At 59.9% G+C, this 22179-nt stretch carries 16 protein-coding genes and 1 pseudogene; 6 read left to right on the top strand and 11 right to left on the bottom strand.

Annotation, left to right across the window (positions count from 1 at the left end; translation table 11 throughout):
• Nucleotides 1–1042: pseudogene (locus tag ASG03_RS09830) on the bottom strand (RHS repeat protein); the annotation flags it as partial.
• Between the two features lie 400 nt (nt 1043–1442).
• On the opposite strand from ASG03_RS09830, the gene ASG03_RS09835 reads away from it, so the two are divergent.
• From ASG03_RS09835 to ASG03_RS09845, 3 genes are all read left to right on the top strand, one after another.
• Complete coding sequence (locus ASG03_RS09835) at nt 1443–2489, top strand: acyltransferase family protein (RefSeq protein WP_082475661.1); 1047 nt, start codon at nt 1443–1445, stop codon at nt 2487–2489.
• A gap of 125 nt (nt 2490–2614) precedes the next feature.
• Entirely contained in the window at nt 2615–3925 is a 1311-nt protein-coding gene (locus tag ASG03_RS09840; RefSeq protein WP_062693459.1) for a hypothetical protein, read from the top strand.
• Between the two features lie 80 nt (nt 3926–4005).
• Nucleotides 4006–4554, top strand: a complete 549-nt coding sequence (locus ASG03_RS09845; RefSeq protein WP_082475662.1) for a serine O-acetyltransferase — start codon at nt 4006–4008, stop codon at nt 4552–4554.
• 15 nt (nt 4555–4569) lie between these two features.
• On the opposite strand, the gene ASG03_RS09850 is transcribed toward ASG03_RS09845, so the two are convergent.
• Nucleotides 4570–5859, bottom strand: coding sequence for a lipopolysaccharide biosynthesis protein (locus ASG03_RS09850; RefSeq protein WP_156381794.1), 1290 nt, complete (start codon nt 5857–5859; stop codon nt 4570–4572).
• Between the two features lie 13 nt (nt 5860–5872).
• On the bottom strand, nt 5873–6979 hold the full coding sequence (locus ASG03_RS09855) for a glycosyltransferase family 4 protein (RefSeq protein WP_162241374.1): 1107 nt from the start codon (nt 6977–6979) through the stop codon (nt 5873–5875).
• Nucleotides 6980–7341: 362 nt separating this feature from the next.
• On the opposite strand from ASG03_RS09855, the gene ASG03_RS09860 reads away from it, so the two are divergent.
• The gene (locus ASG03_RS09860; RefSeq protein ID WP_082475664.1) at nt 7342–8538 is read left to right on the top strand and encodes a glycosyltransferase family 4 protein; all 1197 of its coding nucleotides are present in this window, start codon (nt 7342–7344) and stop codon (nt 8536–8538) included.
• A 33-nt stretch (nt 8539–8571) separates the two neighbouring features.
• Here the strand turns inward: ASG03_RS09860 and ASG03_RS09865 are convergent, their stop codons facing one another.
• Both ASG03_RS09865 and ASG03_RS09870 read right to left on the bottom strand, forming a co-directional pair.
• The gene (locus ASG03_RS09865; RefSeq protein WP_062693463.1) at nt 8572–9729 is read right to left on the bottom strand and encodes an acyltransferase family protein; all 1158 of its coding nucleotides are present in this window, start codon (nt 9727–9729) and stop codon (nt 8572–8574) included.
• Between the two features lie 147 nt (nt 9730–9876).
• The gene (locus tag ASG03_RS09870) at nt 9877–10941 is read right to left on the bottom strand and encodes an acyltransferase family protein (protein ID WP_062693464.1); all 1065 of its coding nucleotides are present in this window, start codon (nt 10939–10941) and stop codon (nt 9877–9879) included.
• 441 nt (nt 10942–11382) lie between these two features.
• Between ASG03_RS09870 and ASG03_RS09880 the strand changes: the two genes are divergently transcribed.
• Nucleotides 11383–12813 (top strand): SGNH/GDSL hydrolase family protein, encoded by a 1431-nt coding sequence (locus ASG03_RS09880; protein ID WP_062693466.1) that lies wholly within the window; start codon nt 11383–11385, stop codon nt 12811–12813.
• A 62-nt stretch (nt 12814–12875) separates the two neighbouring features.
• Here ASG03_RS09880 and ASG03_RS09885 read toward each other — a convergent pair whose 3' ends face one another.
• From ASG03_RS09885 to ASG03_RS09910, 6 genes are all read right to left on the bottom strand, one after another.
• Nucleotides 12876–13973 (bottom strand): glycosyltransferase, encoded by a 1098-nt coding sequence (locus tag ASG03_RS09885; RefSeq protein ID WP_082475666.1) that lies wholly within the window; start codon nt 13971–13973, stop codon nt 12876–12878.
• A 98-nt stretch (nt 13974–14071) separates the two neighbouring features.
• Nucleotides 14072–15004, bottom strand: coding sequence for a glycosyltransferase family 2 protein (locus tag ASG03_RS09890; protein WP_082475667.1), 933 nt, complete (start codon nt 15002–15004; stop codon nt 14072–14074).
• A gap of 7 nt (nt 15005–15011) precedes the next feature.
• A complete protein-coding gene (locus ASG03_RS09895) occupies nt 15012–16157 on the bottom strand; it encodes a glycosyltransferase family 4 protein (RefSeq protein WP_062693468.1) in 1146 nt (381 codons plus the stop codon).
• A gap of 19 nt (nt 16158–16176) precedes the next feature.
• Nucleotides 16177–17484 (bottom strand): hypothetical protein, encoded by a 1308-nt coding sequence (locus tag ASG03_RS09900; RefSeq protein WP_156381795.1) that lies wholly within the window; start codon nt 17482–17484, stop codon nt 16177–16179.
• A 238-nt stretch (nt 17485–17722) separates the two neighbouring features.
• The gene (locus ASG03_RS09905) at nt 17723–18952 is read right to left on the bottom strand and encodes a glycosyltransferase (RefSeq protein ID WP_062693470.1); all 1230 of its coding nucleotides are present in this window, start codon (nt 18950–18952) and stop codon (nt 17723–17725) included.
• A 539-nt stretch (nt 18953–19491) separates the two neighbouring features.
• Nucleotides 19492–20718, bottom strand: coding sequence for a glycosyltransferase (locus ASG03_RS09910; RefSeq protein WP_062693471.1), 1227 nt, complete (start codon nt 20716–20718; stop codon nt 19492–19494).
• Between the two features lie 448 nt (nt 20719–21166).
• On the opposite strand from ASG03_RS09910, the gene ASG03_RS09915 reads away from it, so the two are divergent.
• A complete protein-coding gene (locus ASG03_RS09915; protein WP_062693472.1) occupies nt 21167–22174 on the top strand; it encodes an NAD-dependent epimerase in 1008 nt (335 codons plus the stop codon).
• The last annotated feature ends 5 nt before the right edge of the window (nt 22175–22179 follow it).

The following is a 22179-nucleotide window of genomic DNA, read 5'->3' on the forward strand; positions in this document are numbered from 1 at the left end:
CGTAGACGTAGACCAGCGCCTCGACCTTGCCGAGGTCGACCGTCACATCGGTCGCGGGCGTGACGACGTCCTTGCCCGTCGTCTCGTTCCAGACGATCTTGTCGGTCCACACCACGAGATCGTAGACGCCGCCGGATTTCTGCATCGCCATTGCATGGGTTTCAGACGGTGCATTGCTCAGGCTGTAGTTGATGGTTGTGCCAGCGGCCGTCGTACCGCTGTTGCCGGATGTCAGGATGGTCGTTAAGTTGTGGATCGCACTTGCGGCGAGTTTCGGGCTGCCATCGGCGTTGAAAATGCCGAACTGAACTTCCATCGGGCCGCGGAAGGCGCTCGAAGGTGTATCGAACAGTGCGTAGATATAGGTCCTTTGCGAGCCGTTGTCATAGGCGTTGAGCAGGTTGTTGAGGATCAGCTTAGCCTGGGCCGTCTCGCTCGCGCCGACGCCCTTGGCCGGCGTGTAGGTGGTATATCCCGTCTCGGTGATGACGATCGGATCGCCCTTGGACGCCGCGGCGGCGAGATCCATCGAGTTTTGTATACTGTTGTCGATGACCATACCCGTGTTGGGGTAGGCATGGGCATTGGCATAGTCGGAATATTGTCCGACATCGCCCAGAGCCTTGTAGGCTTCCAGGCTGTCATGGCTGATGCTGAGATTGAGCACGGCGACGTCGCTGAGGCCGGAGGCGCCCTTGACCGCCGTGTACAAGGCCTTCTGGAAGGCGGCGGCCGCCTCCATGGTAAAGGCGCCGATATAGGCGCCCGGGGTGTTGGCCTCGTTGAGGCCCTCCACCGAGATAATGCTGCCGGGATGCGCCGCCTGGAACGCCTTCAGGGTGTCGATATAGGCCGCAAGGCCGCTCGCACCTTGGGCGACGAGGGCGCCATCCGTCATGAAGTCGAACTTGATGCCGGCGGCTGCCATGGCGTCCAGAACCGGCCTGGCTTCGCCGTACGCGACCAGAGAATCCCGCACCGTGTCGATACCTAGGTACTTCAGGCTCGACAACGTCTGGCTCGAATTCCTGTAGGCGTCCATGTAATGGCCGGTACCAGTGTTTATCGAAATTGACCTTACGAAAGAGCTCGAATCAACCGATTTTGTTGACGGCAATACAGTCAAAGTCATCATTAAATCCTCAAAAATTATCAGTAGACTTTTATAAAAGACTACGCTAATTTAATAAAAAGTAAACTCCAATTTCATTAGGCAAAGATGATACAAAAGGAGCCATCGGCGGTTAAGGAGCCTCGATCCTGCTCTTCCAGCATCACGCCGGCGCCAGGCTGTCTTGACGGTGACGGAAGAGCGATGAAGCCGTGCGCATTTTGACACAGCTTCAAGTGTGTATCGCTGGCGCAAAATCAGGTTTCTGACTGTCGCGAGCGGTTTTAACAGCAGCTAATTCATTTGTAGATTTGGACGGGCTTGGTAAAAAATGGCAATTCCAAGTAATGATAAGATATCGCAACTCAACTGGGTTCGAGCTGTCGCCGCGTTTCTGGTCGTTGGCTATCATTGCGAGATCACGATGGCGCTTCCGACATATTTCGGCTCCAGTGTGATTCCCGTATTCAAGTCAGGTCATGCCGGGGTCCAGCTATTCTTTGTCTTGAGTGGTTTTGTCGTTTTTCTGGCACACAGTCGCGACAGAGAACGGGATTGGAACGTTCTCTCCCTGTTTGCCTTCAAGCGTTTCCGCAGGATTTATCCGCCCTTGTGGCTTGTCATTCTGCCACTGACGGTAATGCTGATGGCCGGGATCGGGACAGGCATGCCAGCTGTCTACGACATTGTCGCCGCTTTCCTGATACTGCCTGTGCACAACGAGGTGATCCTCGGCACGGAATGGACGCTCCGCCATGAGATTCTTTTCTATCTTCTATTCGCGTTGTTCTTTTGGAATCGCCGCGTTGGTTTGATCATCTTGATTGCTTGGGCCGTCGTGGGATCTGCTGTTGCGGGTCTGTCGGAACAACATTGGTTGGTCGAGTTTTTGCTCAGTCCCAATCATCTCCTGTTCCTGTCTGGAATGGGCATTGCTTGGGTGTCTCTGCGGGGAGATTTGCCTGGCGGCGTGGCTGTTCTTGCCGGCGGACTTGCCGTGTTCGCAGCGAGCTATGCCCTCAGTCTCAAGATGCCTCTCGATGCGGATTTTTCCATCCTCATGTTCGGGACCGGCGCAAGCGGTGTCATCTATGGTTTGGTCGCACTCAAACGCCTGAACAGGCCCGTCGCGTTGCTGGATGCCGCCGGCGCGTCGTCGTATGCTCTCTACCTGATCCATTACCCCCTTATTTCGGTCCTGCTGAAGCTGAACAAGCGGCTGTCCGGGAGGATCGAGTTGAGTCCGTATCTGTGCTTTCTGTTCGTCATCTTGACGTGTTACGGTGCGTCATGGGCATTCCACCGCTGGCTCGAAAAACCGGCCATCGGGATGGTGTCATCGATCTGGAGAAGGCCGCCTCTCGCCGAAGCCGTGTGACTGCCGGCGTAGAGACTGGAGAGCCAGTCGGCGAAGAACCGGATCGCTGTTCATGCCTTGTGCCTTATGATATGCGCATTCTTGCGCCATGACGACGCGACCCAAAAGTTTCGGATGAGAGTTTGATGGTAAACGGCGAGCAGAAGCACGAGCGTCTTGAACGCTACATCTTCAACTATTGTCTGATCGCTTTTCTGCTGTTCTGCCTGCGTGACGGTTTCACGGGCTCGGCTCGCTACTATCTGCAGATGTTCAAGATCGACATTTTGTGGTTCGTGCCCGATCTCATGGCATTCGGCTGCGTCCTGATTTTCTCCTATCTACAGATCTTCAAAGAAAGAAACCCCGTCGGTATCTTCTTCATCATAGCATTTTGCTGGTCTGTCTACATCAGCTCTATCTTCATGAATGATACGCTGTTTACCCTGTTTTCGTCGATCAAGATGTTCATCCCGATGTTCGTCGGGTTTTGTTTCTACAAGAGAAGCGTCACCGACGTGCGCTGGCTCCAGATTGTTCTTATTCTCGTCTTCTTTACCTCTTCCATCGGCGTCATTCTCAATCCTTACGTGGAATATCCTTGGGTCGGCCAGGTCCTGGAGACGTTTGGCGGCGCGAGAGAGGCGTCCAAGCTCTGGTGGACGGACGGTGTGCCACGGTATGGCGGTTTTGCGGGCGACAGCACCATGGCCGGCTTCATGACGTTGTTCACGTACCTGCTGGTCTCGCCTTATCGCGGGATCATCTTCAATATCGTCTGCTGGCCCTTGATCGTCACGGCGCTCTACCTCACCAACAGCAAGACGGCGATCGGTCTCTTCGGCATCTATGCCGTTCTTTACCTCTACATGAATGTCATTCCCCGAGCCTATCGGGTTCGTATCATCCGTACCTTCACGCAGTTGTCATTCTTGTGTCTGCTTGTCCCGCCGATTCTCATGATCACGCTAGGGGGAGTCGATCTCGGCGCCATCGATCCGAAGCTGGAAAGTCTCGCAGACCGCATCAACAACACGTGGAACGGGCCGTTCATCTGGGTCTCCGAACTGTTTCCGACCGGCATGTTCACGGGATGCGGGATCGGCTGCTACAGCTACCCCATGTCCTACACCGACATGGCGAAGTACAACCTGCCACTCGATAACTTCTACATGACGACGTTCCTGATGATGGGATATCCGTTTCTTCTGTTCGTCGCTCTTCTGTTTGCCAAGGTTCCCGTGATGCGGGATCCGATCAAGCTGTCGATTCTCATGCTCTGGAACGTGTATTCGGTCACTGTGCAGCTTTACGGTCCGTCCTATGCGACGCTGCTCTATGGCTACGCCATCAGCGAGATCTTCGGGCGGATCTCGGTGCATCGTCCGTCACGCCTGTCTTTGCGGCCGACACCCGAGAGCAGTCCCGCCCTGCAGCCGGTCGGCCAGCCGGCTTGACGGCCGTCAGGCCACCAATCGGCCTTACATCCATGCCATTCGAACCGGTCTGTAAGATACCTGCGTTTTGAAGAGGAAGCATGATGAAATTTTGGGATGTGGTCAGAGCCGATCTGCGCGCGAATGCGGGGCATGCGAAAATGCTGAAGCTCCTCCCTACCTTCATTTTCAATCCGGGTTTTGCGGCCATCTTCCTGCATCGCGTCGCATGCCGGCTGCGGCAGGGCGGGGTGATCCGCCGTCGCCTGGGACTTCTTGTCTGGCGCTGGAATGTCGGCCGCTCAGCCTGCCACATCAATCTTGACAGTGATATCGCGCCGGGGCTTTTCCTCCCGCATCCCACGGGCATCGTGATCGGGTCCGGCGCCAGGATCGGTGCGGGAACCACGATCTATCAGTCGGTGACGATCGGGAAGACGGCGTCTCCGCAGTATCCTGTCATCGGCGCCGATTGCGTTCTCTATCCCAATGCGCTTGTCATCGGTCCGCTCACGATTGGCGACCGTGCCATCGTCGGCGCGGGAACGGTGGTGCTGAAGGATGTTCCCGCCGACAGTGTCGTGGCCGGCAATCCCGGCAGGCTCCTGCGCGTCGGCAAGGCGGAAGAGCCGGCCGCCCGTCCGGCCTGACACGCCGACGCCTGCTTATCGATCCGGCGTCGGCTCGGACCGGTCCGCGGGAAGCGGATCGGCCTGCCGCGAGAAGGTCAGGAGATAGGCGCCGCGGATCCCCGTCACGACGACGGCCGTGATCAGCGCTGCGACCCCGGTCCCATTGAAGCCCAGCCAGGAGATCATGGCGGCCGTCATCGTCACCGACAGGCAGACGCCGAACATGTTGATCGACGCATAATGGCTGTCCTTGTTCAGGCTCGTCAGGCCGACATTGAGCAGATCGGAGCAGGACCGCACGATGGCCGCCAGCAGCAGCAGGATGAACAGGCCGCGGTGCTCGCTGATCTCCGACATCGACAGGAAGCGGATCAGGAACTCGCTTCCGCCGAGAACGCCGGCGGCAAGCACGGTCGCGATGACGGCCGTCTTGATGATCTGCTTGCGGAAGACGCGCTTCCACTCCGCGATCGAGCCTTTGTGCCGGGCCTGGAACAGGATCGGCAGGGCGAGCTGGATCACGGCCGTCTGCATCAGCGTCTGCAGGGCATTGGTCAGCGACCAGAAGAACGTGTAGACGCCGGTCAGCGTCAGGGTCAGCATGTAGTTGACGATGTAGCGGTCGGCATACATCAATCCGACGATGCTGAGATCGCTGATATAGATGTGCCAGGAGTGCCGAAGCCGCTCCTGGATCCAGCGGAAATCGACGGGTGTCGCCGCCGTCTGGCGCAGCGGCCAGGTGCGCAGCAGATAGGCGAGCAGCGCTGCCGCAAGCACATAGCTGGCGATCCAGCCGATGAAGACCGCTTCCAGCGTTCGGAAGACGGGAAAGGCTAATCCAAGGCCGACGACGATCGGCACCCAGAGGGCGGAGCGCACGAACACCAGCAGGTTGGCCTCGGTCGCCATGCTTTGTCCGATCAGCGGAAGGTGGATGTCGAGACCATAGGTCTCAAGCCAGATGAGCGCGATGATCAGGCCGTAGAGGAACGTGATCTGGTATCCCATCGCATAGGCGACGATCAGGCCAAGGATGGTGGAGACGATCAGCGTGGCGGTCGTGACAAACAGCCGGTTCTTGACGATGGCGGCAGCGAAGGCGGGATCCTTGCCGATCACTTCGCGCGAGACCAGATAGTTCAGCCCCCATCCCAGCATGGCGGGCAGAATGCCGATCGCCCCGAGCGCCAGGCCGTAGATGCCGGTGGCTTCGAAGCCGAGATACTTGATGATGTAGAACGACAGCAGGAACCGGAAGACCAGCGTCGATCCCCGAAACGCCAGGTTCACCAAGCCGGACAATTTACGAAAATGACGCATCAGCGATGATCTTTCATTGGGACGCCGCGATGGTCGTCACGACACGCAGCAGTTCGGTGGCGCTGTTCTTCCACGAAAAATCCGCCGCTCGCAATCGTCCGGCGGCTCTCAATGCGGCGAGATCGGCGGTGTCGTCCAGCACAGCCAGCATGGCGCGGGATATCGAAGCGGTCTCCAGCGGATCGAAGTAGAGGGCGGCCTCGCCACAGACTTCTCTCAGCACCGGAATATCGGAGGCCAGAACGGGACAGTTCTCGCGCATCGCCTCCAGCGGAGGAATGCCGAACCCTTCGTAGAGACTCGGAAACACCAGCGCCCGCGCATGTCCGTAGAGGGCGATGATTTCGGCATCCGTCAGGCGGCCGGTCTCGAGAACATGGGCCGGGCGCTCCTGCAGCGCGTTTCTGGAAAACACATTCGCCGCCTTGCCGACCATGACGAAGGATATGTCGTCGCGCCGGAGCGCCCCGAACGCGTCAATGGCCCGGGCGAGGTTCTTGTTGGGGGCTGGGGAACCGATGAACAGAAGGAACGTGCGGTCCCGCAGTGCCAGCCGATCGAGCACCGACACATCGGCGGTCACGCCTGCCAGATGATCCACTGCGTTGGGAATGACCGAAATGGTGTCCTGCGGCACATGCAGCACGCTCGACAGTTCCCGCTGCGAAAAGGCGGAAACGGTTGCGAGGCGCGAACGGCGCGCGAGCAGGCGCCCCAAGGTCTGATGCAGCAGCCGATAGGAGCGGGAAAAGCCCTGCGGAAAGCGGTAGACCAGCGCGTCGTGGATCACGGTCAGTTGCCGGGCGTGGAAAACCGGCGCCGAGTTGCAGGGATTGATGAGAACACCGCCGCGGCTGGCGGCCAGAAGGTCGATCTGCTCCCAGGCATGACCCTGAAGCCTGCCGGCGGCGCGCACCCTAATCTTGCGGAAACCCTGCTCCAGCGGAACGCCCTTCGGCACCAGAATGGTCCAGGTCGCGGCCTGCGCATCGTCCAGCATGTCGTCGATCGCATGCAGGATGCCCCGCGCGAAACGCTCCACGCCCGTCATCGGTCGTCCGAGGAAGCGCCCGTTGACGTAGATGGGAACGTGTCGAAGAGAGAGAGGCCCTGACGCCATGACATGATCAATCACATTGGCCGCCGATGCGAAGGCGGGAACAGACAGACATTTTCCGCCTGTGTTGCCATGAAATGGTGCGGCGCACAAAACAAGTCTCGCAATGTGCCGCCGAGCGAACGGAGGTTGAACAGTCGCCGTGGCGAAAAGGACACCTTCCAGCTGCCTCGCGAGCATTCACCGTGTCGAGCACGTTCGTTCGCAGCCATGTCCCCAGCCGTGTCCCCAACCATGACGCGCACCATGTCTCCAGCCATGTCTGCTGCGATCGTATGTCCCGACAGGCTCGGTGCTTTCATTGCGCGGCTTTTCAAGCTAGGGGTGAACCAGACCATCGCCAACGACAAGGTTGATCGAACATCGTGCGGATCGCCATATGCAATGCCCTCTACCCCACACCCGGCGATCCCCTGATCTTCGGCGGCGCGGAGGTGTTCGTCCGCCAGTTCGCCGAAGCGCTGGTGGAGCGCGGCGACAGCGTGACGGTTCTGCGATCCTCGCTGACCGGGAGCCGCGCGACCGAGACGGTGAACGGCGTCCGGGTGGAGTTCATCCCGGTGCGCAATCTCTTTCCGCCTTTCGCGGAGCGGAAGAATCCGCTCCTTCGTCTGGCCTGGCACGCGATCGACGACCGGGTTCACGCCAGCGCGGAGATCGAGCGCATTCTCAAGGACATACGGCCGGACCTTCTTCATTCGCATACGCTGAACGGCCTGAGCACCGATGTCTGGCGGATGGCCAAGCGGCAGAACCTGCCCATTCTCCATACGATGCACGATTACTACCTCATCTGCCCACGCTGCTCGCGCTTCAGATCCGGGGCGGCGTGTCAGACGACCTGCGGGTCCTGTCAGGTTCTGTCGGCCAACCGGCGGCGGAGAACGGCGCTTGTGGATGCCGTTGCCAGTGTCAGCCAGCGCACGCTGGATATCCACCGAGAGAATGGCGTTTTTGATCACACGGTGCAGACGCATGTGGTGCGCAATGTTCCCAATCCCGCCATTGTCTTTTCGGATCTGACGCTGTCCGACGGACCGCTGACCATCGGCTATCTCGGGCGGTTCTCCGAAGAAAAGGGCGTGCGCCTGCTCCTGGAGGCCGTCGCCTGCCTTCCTCCGGGCAGCGTACGCCTGTTGTTGGCAGGGCGTGTGTCAGAGGCTGAGAAGGAAACGCTTACGGCCCTCGCGCCCCAGGCCGAGATAGAATTCGTCGGGTTCGTCTCGCCGTCCGACTTCTATCGGCAGGTTCAGGTGGTCGTCATGCCGTCGATCTGGCACGAGCCGGGATCTTTGGCGCTCGTCGATGCGCTGGCGGCCGGCAGGCCGGTCATCGGCACGCCGTTCGGCGGCATTCCCGAGATCATCGAGGACGGGGTGACCGGCTGGATCGCAGATGCGACGGTCAGAGATCTTTCCGCCGGCATGGCCCGGCTGGTCGAGCAACCCGGTCTGGTTCTGGCCGCGCATCGGGCGCTCGCCGACCGGCGTCAGGCGCGACGCGTGTTTTCCAACGTCGTCGACGACTACCAGGCGATCTACGCATCCCTGCTGCCGCGTTGAGGTGACATCACGGCAGCGGCACGGTCGTGCCGCTCAGCCGATCGAGGGCGACGTCTGGCGTCTTGCGGAAAAACCGGATGAGAGCCGGTTGAAGAATTGCCGTCCCGGCACCTCCACGAGGTGGTAGGTGATCGTCGCGAACACGATGATGGTCGCGAGATAGGCGAGGGCAAGAAGATCCATCAGACCCGCAGGGCCGAAATCCATCAGCTCGTGAATGCCGTCGAAACGGATGAGCTCGATCCCGAGCCGCCCCTGCGCGATTCGGACCATCGCGAAGAGGACCGTGAACACGATGAAATGGACGAGATAGATCGAGTAGGACAGCATGCCGAGAAACAGGAGAGGCCGCACGCGCAGCAGCCGGGAGACCTGTCCGCGCTCGAAGGAGAACAGCAGGATGACCACGCCGAAAGCGATGATGTCGGCCGCGACGTAACGGGGCTTGAACCAGAACAACAGCACCATCATGGCCGTTGCCACCAGTTCCGGCCCTGTCCCCTTGAGATAGGGCTTGTCCCGCAGTCGAAGATAGATGTCGTACGTCAGGTTGCCGGCGAAGAAGCCGAACACGCATTGCACCATGCCGAGACCGGATGCGAGGTTCAGCGTCGTTTCGATGTAATCCAGCCAGACCAGCAGCAGGCCCGACGCGACGAACATGACCACGGCGCCCCACTGCCGGTAGGCTCCACATCCCAGGAAGACGGCGACGAAGATCAGATACGTGTAGAATTCGGTGCTGATCGACCAGCTGGCGGCATTCCAGGTCAGCTCGGGAAAGGGAATGACGGCCTGAAGCAGGAAGATGTTCGCGACCAGCGACGGCAGATTGTTTGTCCCGGCGAACGGCGCTTCGGACCCCTGATATCCGCGCGACGACATGTAGAGCTTTGCGAGTTCCAGAAGCACGAGAATTGCGAGCGTCACGATGTGCAGCGGGTAGAGCCGGCCGAATCGGCGGATCATGAATCTTACGCCGTCCTGTGGGCCATCGAGGCTGGAACGATAGGCATGCGTGATGACGAAGCCGCTGAGAACGAAGAAGAAGGGAACAGCGAGATTGCCGTTTCGCACGAACGGAATGCTGTAGAAAAAGCCCGCGGCCTGGAAGTGAAACAACGCAACCAGCAAGGCGGCGATACCCCGCCAGGAATCCAGCGCGTCGAACCTGACTGGCGTTTCTTTCATGAGGGCACTCCACGTTCGCGTGAGCCCCTGTATTCGGCATGCGCTTGATCAGCGTCAAGCGGAATACCGGTCTGTCGCGCGAGATCGGCGTGAAAGAATGTTTGCCCGTTGCCGATCGGCAAGCCGACGACCCGCTTCGGCCTGGTGTCAGACGGCGGGGCGTGCCCGGCCCGTGTCCAGCCGGCGATTGAGCGCGGCACCGATCGGCTTCTCGACGAACAGGTGGACCAACAACGATACGAGGACGGCGGCGAGGAAGCCGATCCAGTACAGAACATGGAGAGGCAGGCCGAGTTTGGATCCGACGGCGGCCAATATCTTGATCGTGAAGGGATGGGTGAGATAGAGCGCGTAGGACGCATCTCCTCCAAGGGCCAGAAACCGGGACAAACGCCCGTCCGGAGCCGGACGGCCGAGCACCACGGCGGCCGTGATGAGCACCGCAGGAATGCCGCCCGTGACCAGACGGGGCGTCGTGAGATAGCTGCCTGTCTGGAAGAAGAGGACGGCAAGGGTCAGCCCGGACACGACGAGAAGGCTTGAGACCGGCAGGGAAAACCGCACTTTCCGCAGAAACAGAGCCGCGACCAGGATGCCGAGCAGGAACTCGCCGATGATCGAGTTGCCCCAGAAGCGCAGGGGCCATATCGCCGGCGGCACGACCAGCGCGACGATCATGAGCAGCGCAAAGGATGCGACCAGCAGCCCGAGGCCGAGGCGCTTCGGCAGCAGGAGCGCGAGCGCGAATACGAAATAGAAGAACATCTCGTAGTTCAGCGTCCAGCCCAGCGACAGGAGCGGGAACAGCTCGCCATCGGCCCGGGGCCACGGCAGGAAAGCGTAGGACGCGATGATGTGCGCGGGGTCGAGCCCGTTATTGTTGATCATGCTACCGGCCGCCACGATCGAGATCAGCATCAAGGTTGTGCAGATCCAGTAGAGCGGCACGATCCGGACGAGACGGCGCAGAAGAAACCGCTTGGCAGTTCCCGGCGCGGCAAACCGGTCATGCATGAGATAGTACATGATGAAGCCGCTGATGACGAAGAAGATGTCGACGCCGAGCCCCCAGTCGAGCGGATGCCACATCGCGAAAGCCTGACCGGTCGCGCGGGCCCTGTTCTCGATCTCCACCCCCACATGCGCAAACACGACGAGAACAGCCGCGCAGAATCGCAGGATCTGCACGTTCACGACATATCGGGCAGCCATGTCGAATCCTGTCACAGTTGAAAAGAGGCACATGCATGACACATGCGACCGGGGAAGACGGGCGCGCTGACTTTAACGCGCCCTCTGCCGGGAAACAATCCGCCCTCGACTTTAAATCCTTGTTTCCCCTCATGAACAGGCATGCTGACCCCGTGTCGGCGCGCGGCGTTTTCATGGGGAAATCCGTCATGATGACCCAGCCCTCTTCTCCGCTTGTCCACGCTCGGTTCGGCAGTGGGATAGTCGGCCCGTCACTTGAAACGAGGCTTCCATGATCTGGACAGGTATTGGCCTATCGCTCTCAGCGCTTCTGACCGCCCCGACGGTTACCGCTGCCGCATACCTCCCGCTGAAGGGAAGAACCGGTTCCGGTGACGACACGACCCTGTTCGGCCTGCTGCCGGACGGGTCGAGAATGGCTCTCATGGGAAAGAAGACATAATGGCTGGTGAAATCGAACTCTCCGACATCCGCACGCTCACCCACGTCCTCGGTCACGACGCGCAGGGGCTCTTCGGCCGGGCGCCGATCGGCAGAATCGCGGCACCGCGGTCCTTCAACATCATTGCCGCGCTCGGCGACAGCACGGTCCAGCAGATGCATCTGGATGCGGCTGCAACCCGGAACCGCGCGGTCTACAACCACTTCTTCGTCGGCAATGCGCTTTCGGGCAACCGCATCGCCCGCGCCTACAACTTCGGCATTTCCGGCGAGCGTACCGACCAGACGCTTGCCCGATTGTCGGCAGCGCTCGCAACCGACGCCGGCGTCCTCTACATCAGCGAGGGCATCAACTCGTTTGCCCAGGCGCCCTACACCCATGCCGTGACCGGGCAGACCGTTCCGGCTGCAACCGTCGGGGCCTCGGCCTTTGCCGATACGCTGGCGAAGGTCGACGCGGCGCTTGCGCTGGGCCTGCGCGTCATCGTCGTGCTTTGCCATGGTGCGGCCAATTTCACCGCGGCGATGATCAAGCAGCTCGTGATCTACAATGCGGCGCTGCGGCGGATGGCCGAGCTTCGGCCGAACGTCTGGCTGCTCGACAGCCCCGCGATCCTGCACGACCCCGCAACCTCTCCGACGAGCATCGTCTTCCGCACGGGCTACATGCGCTCCGGCGAGGCAACGGTCGTCCACGAAGCGACGACCGGCGCCTACTTCGTGGGCAAGGCCTTCGCCCGGATTCTCGGCGAGGTCATGCGGCTTCTTCCCCGCAACACCGTCGACGGCACCAACCAGCGGGCCAACGGCCAGCAACTGGCGAACAACCCGTTCTTCAATGCGGCGGCCGGCAATGCAGGCTTGCTGGGGGCCGGGGGGTCGCTGGCGGCAGGGACGGCGGCGGTTCCGCGCGAATGGCTGTTCAACCGGCTGAACGGCGACACCACGACGAGCTTCACCGTCGGGGTCGAGCCGAACGCGGACGGCAACGGCAACGACGTCGTCATCACCTACACCGTCACCACGGCCGGTGGCGGCGTCCGCATCGACCAGGACCTCGCGGGCACCAGCCCGAACGGCGACTACTGGATGCCGGGCACGGTGCTGCAGGGGTTCTCCAGGATCTCGGTCGCGGCGGGATCGACGGGGATCGCCTCGGTGCAGACGAGCCTCGACATGAACGGGACGCTTGGCGGCAACAGCACGACCCTGACGACCCATGCGCTGCTGGGTGATCTTGCGAGCGGATTGTTGCCTTCGACGGAAGGATACGTGTTCGAGCACGCCACCGAGCAGATCCAGGTGCCGGCCTATAGCGCGCGCGCCTATCTGAGCTTTCGCGCGCTGAACCTGCTCTGCGGCACCCCCGGCACGGGCACGGTGCGGATCAACATGCCGCAGTTGACGGTGATTTCGACCGTGGCTGGCTGAAGAGAGAACAGGCCCCGGTCTTCCGCCCGGGGCCTGTTCCGCATTGTCTTTCCGAGATATCCCTAAGCGACATCCGTTTCGGGCAGCGACCTGCCCGCGTAGACCGCATCGATCTGGCGGACCATGCGATCGGCCGTATAGGTCGAGGCAAAGCGCTGATACCCGATCGCACCCATTTCTTTCAGGCTCGCCTTGTCGAGCGTGCGGAGCCGCTCATGAAGCTGCGCGACGTTCTCCGCCTCGACAAGATAGCCGTACTTTCCATGGTCGACGATTTCCTGCAATCCGCCCACCGCGGAGACGATGACCGGCTTCGACAGGCGCATCGCCTCGATGGCGACGAGGCCGAAACCTTCCCAGCGCGAGGGGACGACAAGGACGTCGCAGCTTTTCATCTGTGCCGTCACCCCGTTCCTGTCGAGCCATCCGAGTTTGACGATGCAGTCGGGCAGGGGCTCGGGCAGGACGTTCCGGCTGACGGCGTTGTCGCCCACAAGACGGACGCTGAGCTTGTCGTCAAGGCCTCGCACGGCCTCGATCAGCACGTCGACGCCCTTCTGATAATCGAAGCGTCCCGCATAGAGGACCTTGATTCGATCATCGACCCACGCGGCCGGCTCGACCGCTGGGGCCGTAGCGTCGATGCCGTTGGGAACGAGACTGAGGCGGCTGAAGGGAATGCCCAGTTTCAGCGCCCGGCCCAGTTCATGGCTGGAGATGACGATGATCTGGTCCGGAAAGATCGCAAGGCCTCGCTCCACGAGTTCGGCGAGCTTTCGCGTTCTCGGGGTGCCGGTCATGTCCATGGACCAGCCATGCGCACAGAAGATGATCCGGGCCTTGGTAAAGCCGCGTGCAACCCGCACGACGGCACCCGCAATCGAGGAGTGCGCGTGGACGATATCCGGCTTGACGGACTTCAAGACCTGAAGATATCTCCGGGCAAGCATAAATGCGCCAGAAAGCCGTCTTGGTCGGCGAAACGTCGCGATTTGAATGCCCGACGAAAGTATTTTCGGGTCGATGTATTGGAGGTGCGAGTCCGGAACCAAAAGGGAAACGTTCTCGATGCCGTACTTAGTAACCTGATGCGGAACGAGTTCAGCAAGATAAGAACCCGTTCCGCCAATAATTGTTTCGCAAACGTGCAAGATCTTCATAAAATAACGTTTCTTTCGACTCCAAAAACAACCGGATATCTTCGTATTTTCTGTTATAACCTAGCTATCTTGTCGTCAATCGCTAACGTTTGTAGTGGCTAACCAACATGGTGACCGACGGGGGAGCTGACCTCTCTGCGGCCCTGCGCAAGAGACTCTGCCAGAGCCTGCGCGTTGGCGCGGGGGAGGCCTGGAACGCCGGTGCAGGATTTCACGATGCGGGCAATGCCGGGCGGCTTCAGCAGCGGAACGGTAAAGCGCTTGCGAAACAGCATCATGCTGCGCAAATGCGCGCGCCCTGCGAAGGTCATCGGCCCGCTGGCACTGGAGCGCTGGTGGTCGTGGACAAGCTCGGCGCCCGGAAAGCACTTGACCTTGTATCCGTAGCACCAGACCCGGGCGCACAGATCGACGTCTTCCATGTAGAGGAAGTACTGCGTGTCCATGCCGTTCAGCTTCTTGTAGAGGGCGCGGCTGATGAGGAAGCCGGTTCCCATGACCCATTCCGCATCGAAAGGCTCTTCGCGCGGCCATGCGTCCAGCATCAGGTGCTGGTCCAGCTGCTTTTGCAGAAGCGGCTTGAGCCGGGACACCCGGCGGGCAACGACGTCGAGGGCCGAATAGAACCGTCGGGCAGAATACTGCCGGCTGCCGTCCGGATTGATCAGGTCGAGCCCGACGAGACCCACGTCCTGATGGCTGGCCATATAGTCGAGCACCCGGGTCACGCTGTCGAATTCGAAATAGGTATCCGGGTTGAGCACGAGCAGATAATCGGCTGTGGCAGCGATGGCGCCGATGTTCACGCCGGAGCCGAAGCCTTCGTTCGTCGGAGACAGAACGAGCTTGATCGACGGCGGAAGCTCGCGCTTCAGGCGCTCCGCCGAATCGTCGGGAGAGAGATTGTCGACGACGATGATGTCTTCCGGTGCGCAGATGTTCCGATCGACGATGGACGCGACGCAGCGCAGTGTGAGTTCCACCGTCCGGTAGTTGACGATGATGACATTCAGACTGGGGCGGTGTGACATGAGAACCTCACAACGATGTTTCTTCTGTTTGGTCGGGTATGGAGAGTCCCAAACTTGCAAAGAACGTCCTGGCATCCGACCGGGATGTTTCATGCATGGCTTTGACGTGCTGAACACAGGCTTGGGAAATGCGGGTCCGTTGCGCGGCAACATCCGTGATCGCACGATCCAGAAGCTGCACGTCCTGTTCAAGCTCGAAGGAGATGAGCATGCTCGGAAGACGCATCCGCTCGGGAATGCATCCGGTTGAAGAAGCGAGGATCTCGCTTCCATAGCTGTAGGCCTCCAGTATCACCAGCGGATCGGCTTCGTCTACCAACCGTGTGGGGAGAATGAAGATATCGACGTCCTCGTAAAAGCGGGCCTTCGCGTCGCCCTGCACGGAGCCCAGATAGGTCGCGATCGCTGGATGACGCTGGCAGAACGCAACGATTTCCTGGTGGAGCGCGGCATCGGCCACAGGGCCGGCGAGGCAGAAGCGGAAATCGGTCCGCAGGGTCAACAGTCGCTCGACGAGCTGAAGCAGGTAATCGACGCCCTTTTCGCGGGTGATGACGCTGAGATGGCCGATCGTGACGGGGCCTTGGCGCTGCGCCAGCCGCCCTTTCTCATCGTAGAAGAAGAAGGCGTTGGGCAGGACGAAACTGCGGCTCTTCTGCAGGTCGGTCAGATAAAGCGCTGCGTATTTATCCCGCATCTTCGCGGACAGGAAGACATGGCGCTGGAAACGTCCGCCCAGCCGGCAGAGGATGCGACTTGCACGTGTCGGGCCGAGATTGATCGGCCGGAACGAATGGTGATGGACGATGTGATCGAGATTGCGCAGTCGCAATGCCGCGATTACCGGAAGGAACAGCCAGACACCGTTCTGGCCGGGAGGAGAGGTGTAGACGTGATCGTCCCGACGGACGCAGAACAGGATGATGAAGGGCAGAAGAAGGCCCGCCACGATCTTCTCGGCCCCGGTGCCGCCCGTCGGAAGAACCGTCGTCGGGGCCTGTGCTTCAAAGAACCGCGCGATGGTGGCGTTGTAGTTCGATTGCCCGTTGAGCGGCAGTGGCATCGGGCCGATCATCCAGATGCGCGGGCGCGCAGCCTTGCCGGCCTTTGCCGCACGCACCCTGTCCGTCAGCATCATCAAAAACTTCAGCATGGATACCTGCTTCACAACGCTAGTTTTGAGACGGAACGGCGGATGTCCCGTCAGTGACATCGATCGCGAACGGCCGGCTCGAATCTACATCATACACGAGTGGTGCCGGACCGAGAGCAACTTTTTGCAGTGCAGCATGACGTTCGCCGCACATCGTCTGTCCCGGTTGCGTGCCGAAGGGCAGGGCGACAGTGGCCGACCGTTCCTTGTAGGACGTCCAAAAGATGATCTTCTGGCTTTGGCCGGACGTCACGCGCGCGACAAAGACATCCTTGAACGGCTGCCGGACCTCGATGGCATCGGCCGACTTGACCAGGTCTGTTGCAGCGCGGACGAAGCAGACCGCCATCTTTGGCTTGTCGTCATAGGTGAAGAGGCCATAATTGCTTTCGCGATCCAGCGGATCCGGGCTGATATTCTTCAAGGCATGAATCCAGATGCCTTTGATCCAGGGGATCGTCGCGCTCTGTAGGATGAACTGTGCGAAGTTGTAGGCCGTGTCGTCATACGGCATCCCGCAATTGCCCTTCAACGTCGGCCAGCCATATTCGGTCACGTAGATCGGGGTCTCCACGCCGCCTCGAATATCCTTCAGCTTGGCCTGGAGATCTTCGACACGCTCGATCATTTCGGCAGCGGTGCGATGGGCCTTGTCCGCGCGGCACTGATTGTAGAGGTGGACCGACAGGCCGAGCGTATTGTCGAGCGCGCCATCCCGCACGACGGCCTGCGCCCATTTCCAGCCCTCATCGTCGCCGACCGCGCCGACCAGGATACGGGCATTCGGCATTTTCTGCCAGATTGTCTCAACGGCGAACTTGGCGACGCGGACATAATGCACCGCCGCGCGGGGATCCTCCGACGGCCCTTCGCCATCGAGGGTCTTTTCCCGCTCGCCATAGCCGATCGTCATGTTCCATTCGTTCCAGATCTCGTAGATCGGGTTGTAGGGCCCGGTGAGTTCGACGGCTTTGCGGAGATAGGCGCCGAAATACCGCAGGCCTTCATCCGTGATCGGGGGAATGCCGCCGGGAACGGTCAGGGAATTGGTGTGGCCGAGATTGATCAGCGGCAGGAGATCGGATTTCGGCAGGAAGCGCATCATGCGCTCTCCCCCGGCGCGTACGACGCTGCCGCCCGGCGGAAACTTGAAGGCCTGCCAGGGAAGGTAATCCCGCGTCGAAACGGCGCCGACCTCGTGCAATTGGCGCAATCCCGTATCGGAATTGTTGTAGCCGAGGACGCGCGAGGGGCCGTAATACACGTTGACGCCGATGATGGGCGGCTCGAACGCCCGGGCTTGCGGTGCCACCGGGTCGAAGGTCACGGTGCGGGTCTCGGCAGAGGCGCTGGTGGCGATCAGGGCGGCAATGATGGACGCTGCCCACCGCAGGCGATTCGAGGATCTTGAAGACAGGGCAATGACTCCTTTCGTCTTTTCAGACGGAATGATGGCCCCCCAGAGCGACAATTGTGCGACGATGAAGGCGCACGGACTTCCCAGACTCCCTGTCCGCCCGGCGACGTGACGCCGAACGTTTTCCTCCTACCTGTATGTATAGAGATTAAGCCTGCCGTGCGACAGGCCTGCCGTCCCGAATTTCTTCCATGAAGGCGAGATATCTCGAACCCAGATGGTCTTGATCGTATTCGCTGCTGCGCGCTGCGGCGTTGGCGCGAAAATGAGCCAGTTTCTCGGGCTGCAAGAGAACGGTCTCCAGAGCCTGTTGCCATGCCGGGAGATCGCCCGGCTGCACCAGCAACCCGTTGTACCCATCCTCCACAAGCTCGGGGATGCCGCCGATCTTGCTTGCGATCACCGGCACGCTGTTTTGCAGCGCCTGCACCACGACACCGCCGAGAACCTCGAACCACAGGGAAGGAATGCACAGGACGTCGCTGCCCGCGATGTGGTCGATGGCTTCCTGCATCGTGACATGGCCGGTGAACTGGATCCAGTCATGATGTCCGTAGCGCGCACGAAGCTCGGCTTCCGCAGAGCCTTTTCCAACGACCTTGAACGTGAAGTTACCGTTTTTCCGTGCGGCTTCCGCCGCCGTCAGCAGCACGTCGACCCCCTTGGTTTCTTCGAGGCGTCCGGCATAGATGAAGCGAACGACGTCGGACGGCTGACGGGCGATCGTGGGCGCGGGATATTTGTTCGCGTCCGGAATTGCCGCCGTCGGGTAATCGTGGAGTGGCTGGTAGCGAGCGTTCAGCTCGAGATTGGCGCGAGACGGCGAAGCGAAGCCGATGCGCCGCGCCGCTTTGATGCCCTTGCGCTTCGACCAGGCGGAAACCTTGCAGACGGTACACTGCGTCTCGCAGTTTTCTCCCTTGACGAACATCGTCATGCGCACGCAGGAAAGTCCCATGTCGTGCATGACGTACATCATCGGGATGTCCCGCTTGCCGATTTCGGCAAGGGCATTGTGCCCGATCCCCGTCATGTAATGGACGTTGCAGAAATCCGGCTTGAACGCGTCGAGGACCTCACCGAGAATGCCCGGATTGCGCGGATCGATATGATCCTGCAGGTGCCAGAGCGGCTTGAGGTAGGTCTGCTCGACATTCCCCTGCTTCTGGATCGGGTAGGGCCGCGGAATGTATCGTGCCCACACCCTCATGCCGTCGACCATGTCTCCGGATTTTTCCTCCTCCGGTGAACGGGCGACCATGAAGACACCGATCTCGTGGCCCTGCTTCATGAGCCAGGACGCCAGATTAAACGCCGAAATCTCTGCGCCACCAAGGATATGGGGCGGAAACATTGCCGAAACAACCAGAATGCGCATGGGATTCCACTCTCATGTTCAACCGCCCGCAATCCCCTGGCGTAAGCAAGGAGTGTCGGTTCTCTACATGAATTGAAGTACGAACAAGAAAAGACCAAAGTTTCGAGACAAGTGAAACTTCAGCGGCATCGTTAGTAAGCTTTTATTAACATTGAAATCACAATGTCTATCAAAGTATATTAAGGTAGACAACGCTTGTATATCAGAAAAATGGTGCGGCGCAATAAGTGCTGAGGAGCAGTGTCTCCCCAGATTTCGCGATGTCCCTTGGCCTCGGATTTCGTAAGCCAAGATCATGCGCGCAAGATCTTTCAGCCTATCGACGCGAGACCGATGTCTCGCTCATAGCGCCTCAATAAAACAGGGAGATGAAGGCAGGTCGAAAGGTCGGCAGCGATGGCCGGAAGGGTCGAGGATCGTTGCCGAAAACGCGGCGTGTCTGCGCCTGACGCCGGTGGAACGGGCGTCTCGCTGCAGCTTCATGCTGGACGCAGGCCGTCGGCCCGCGCCGCGAGTCGCCTCGACGACCTGAGATCGGGTTAGCGGCGCATAGCAGGCGTGAAGGTGCGAATCTCGTCCATGAACGCGAGATACTTTGCCCCGAGATGGTCCTGGTCGAATTCTCCGGCCCTGTCGGCCGCGTTTCGCTGGAAACGCGCCAGCCGTGGCCGGTCCGAGAGAATGGCGTGCAGGGCATCGCGCCAAGACTCCTGATCCCCCGGTTTCGCGAGAAGGCCGTTTTCGTCATGGCGCACGAGTTCGGGGATGCCGCCGACATCGCTGCCGATCACGGGCACGCTCATGCCGAGCGCCTGGATGACGACGCCGGGAGAGTTTTCCATCCAGATCGAGGGAATGCACAGCATGTCGCTGCCGGCAATGTTGTCGATGGCCTGCTGGAGCGGCACGTGACCCGTGAAGTCGATCCAGTCATGGTGGCCGAAGCGCGCTCGCAGTTCCGGTTCGGCTGCGCCGCTGCCGACCACCTTGAAGGTAAAGTCGAACTGCTGTTTCAGCGTCTCCGCTGCGGACAGGAGAACGTCCACGCCTTTGGCCGGCTCCAGGCGACCGGCATAGATAAACCGGACCGTGTCGGATGGGCTGCGGACGATCGTTGGGGCAGGGTACTTGTTGGCGTTGAGAATATGCGCCATCGGATAGTCGGCGAGCGGTTGGAAACGTGCATTGCGTTCCAGATTGGCGCGGGACGGTGCGCAGAAGCCGATCCGGCGTGTGGCCCGAATGCCCCTGCGCTTCGAGCGGGCTGAAATCTTGCAGGTCGTGCACTGGGTTTCGCAGGTCTTGCCGTCCACGAACATCGTCAGCTTGATGCAGGAGAGCGCCATGTCCGGCATGACATACATTACAGGAATGTCCCGCTTGCCAATCTCCTCCAGGATATTGTGTCCAAGCCCCGTGAGATAGTGGACATTGCAGAAATCGGGCTTGAAGTCATCGAGGATGGGCGCCACAAGCGCCGCGTTCCGGGGATCGAGATGATCCTGCAAATGCCAGAGCGGCTTTTGATAGGTCTTGTCGACACGCCCCTGTTTGAAGATCGGGTATGGTCGGGGCATGTACAGGCTCCAGATCTTCATCCCGTCGACGATTTCGCCGAACTTCTGTTCCTCCGGCGCCTTGGCGGCCATGACCACGCCGATCTCGTGCCCTTGCTTCAAGAGCCAGGATGCGAGGTTGAAGGCAGATATCTCCGCGCCTCCCAGGATATTGGGGGGGAACATTGCCGAGAAAACGAGGATGCGCATGTCGTAAACCAATTCAAGTTCGCCACGCCTTCCGTGCATTTGCGCAGGCAGGGATGGAATGTGGGAGGAGTGCCCGCTTCCAGACGGTATCGGGCCGCTAGTCCTTCTCGTCTCAAGTGTGAGGAGGTCGCTCTCCGGTTGTGAATTCACGTCACGAACGGCATAATCTGTTGCTCGTGAGACTAAAAACAAGTTATCAGACGGACCCAAAGCTCGCTTTGTCCCGCGTCCGTACGTAACGCAAAGATAGCAAATTATTGTGCAATGCAAAGCCCTTAAAGCTAGTCCTTTGTAATTCCTCAATATTGCATTGCAGTATGGGCGAAATTTGGGCAGTATCGGGCGACGACAGGTGAATCATGCAAAACGACGGTAGAATAGTCTAATCAAGTATATTCTACAGTAAGATTGCGTTAATGTAACCTTTAATTGTGGAAAGACGTCTATCATGCGATTTTTGATTACCGGCACTGCCGGCTTCATCGGCTTTCATCTTGCAAGACGACTTCTGGATGCCGGACATTTCGTTGTCGGCTTCGATGGGATGACGGCCTATTATGATATCGAGCTGAAAAAGAAGCGGCATGCGATTCTCGAACGGTCGAACGGGTTCAAGCCCGTCATCGGCATGCTGGAGGACAAGGACGCCATCGATCGCGCTGCCGATCTGGCGGAGCCGGACGTCATCATCCACCTCGCTGCACAGGCCGGCGTTCGCTACAGCCTCGAAAATCCGCGTTCCTATGTCGAGTCCAATGTGGTGGGCTCGTTCAACATTCTCGAAATCGCACGAAATCTGAAGCCGCAGCATCTGCTGATGGCGTCGACATCGTCGGTCTACGGGTCGAACGAGAAGGTGCCGTTCGCCGAAAGCGACAAGGCCGACGAACAGATGACCATCTACGCGGCCACGAAGAAGTCGATGGAACTGATGGCCCACAGCTATGCCCATCTGTTCCATGTTCCGACCACGGCATTCCGGTTCTTCACCGTGTATGGTCCCTGGGGTCGGCCGGACATGGCGCTCTTCAAGTTCGTCGAGGCCATCCGCAACGACCGTCCGATCGACATTTACGGCGAGGGTCGGATGAGCCGCGATTTCACCTATATCGACGATCTCGTCGAAGGCATCGTCCGTCTGGTCGATGTTGCACCGGATGAGTCCAACAGGGTCACGACGGAGGGTGTCAACGATACGCTGTCGAAGCATGCCCCCTTCCGCGTCGTCAATATTGGGGGCGGTCAGCCGGTCGAGCTTCTCCGCTTCGTCGAGACGATCGAGGCGGCGATGGGCAAGCCTGCCGTGCGCAACATGCTGCCCATGCAGCCGGGCGATGTGCCCAGAACCTACGCGTCCCCGGATCTCCTCGTCGCCCTGACCGGCTTCCGTCCGGAGATCGGCCTTGAGGTCGGCGTCGAAAGGTTTGCCGAATGGTATCGCGCCCATTATTCGTAAGGGAA

This window comes from Rhizobium sp. Leaf341, from assembly GCF_001424325.1.
Taxonomy (GTDB): domain Bacteria; phylum Pseudomonadota; class Alphaproteobacteria; order Rhizobiales; family Rhizobiaceae; genus Ferranicluibacter.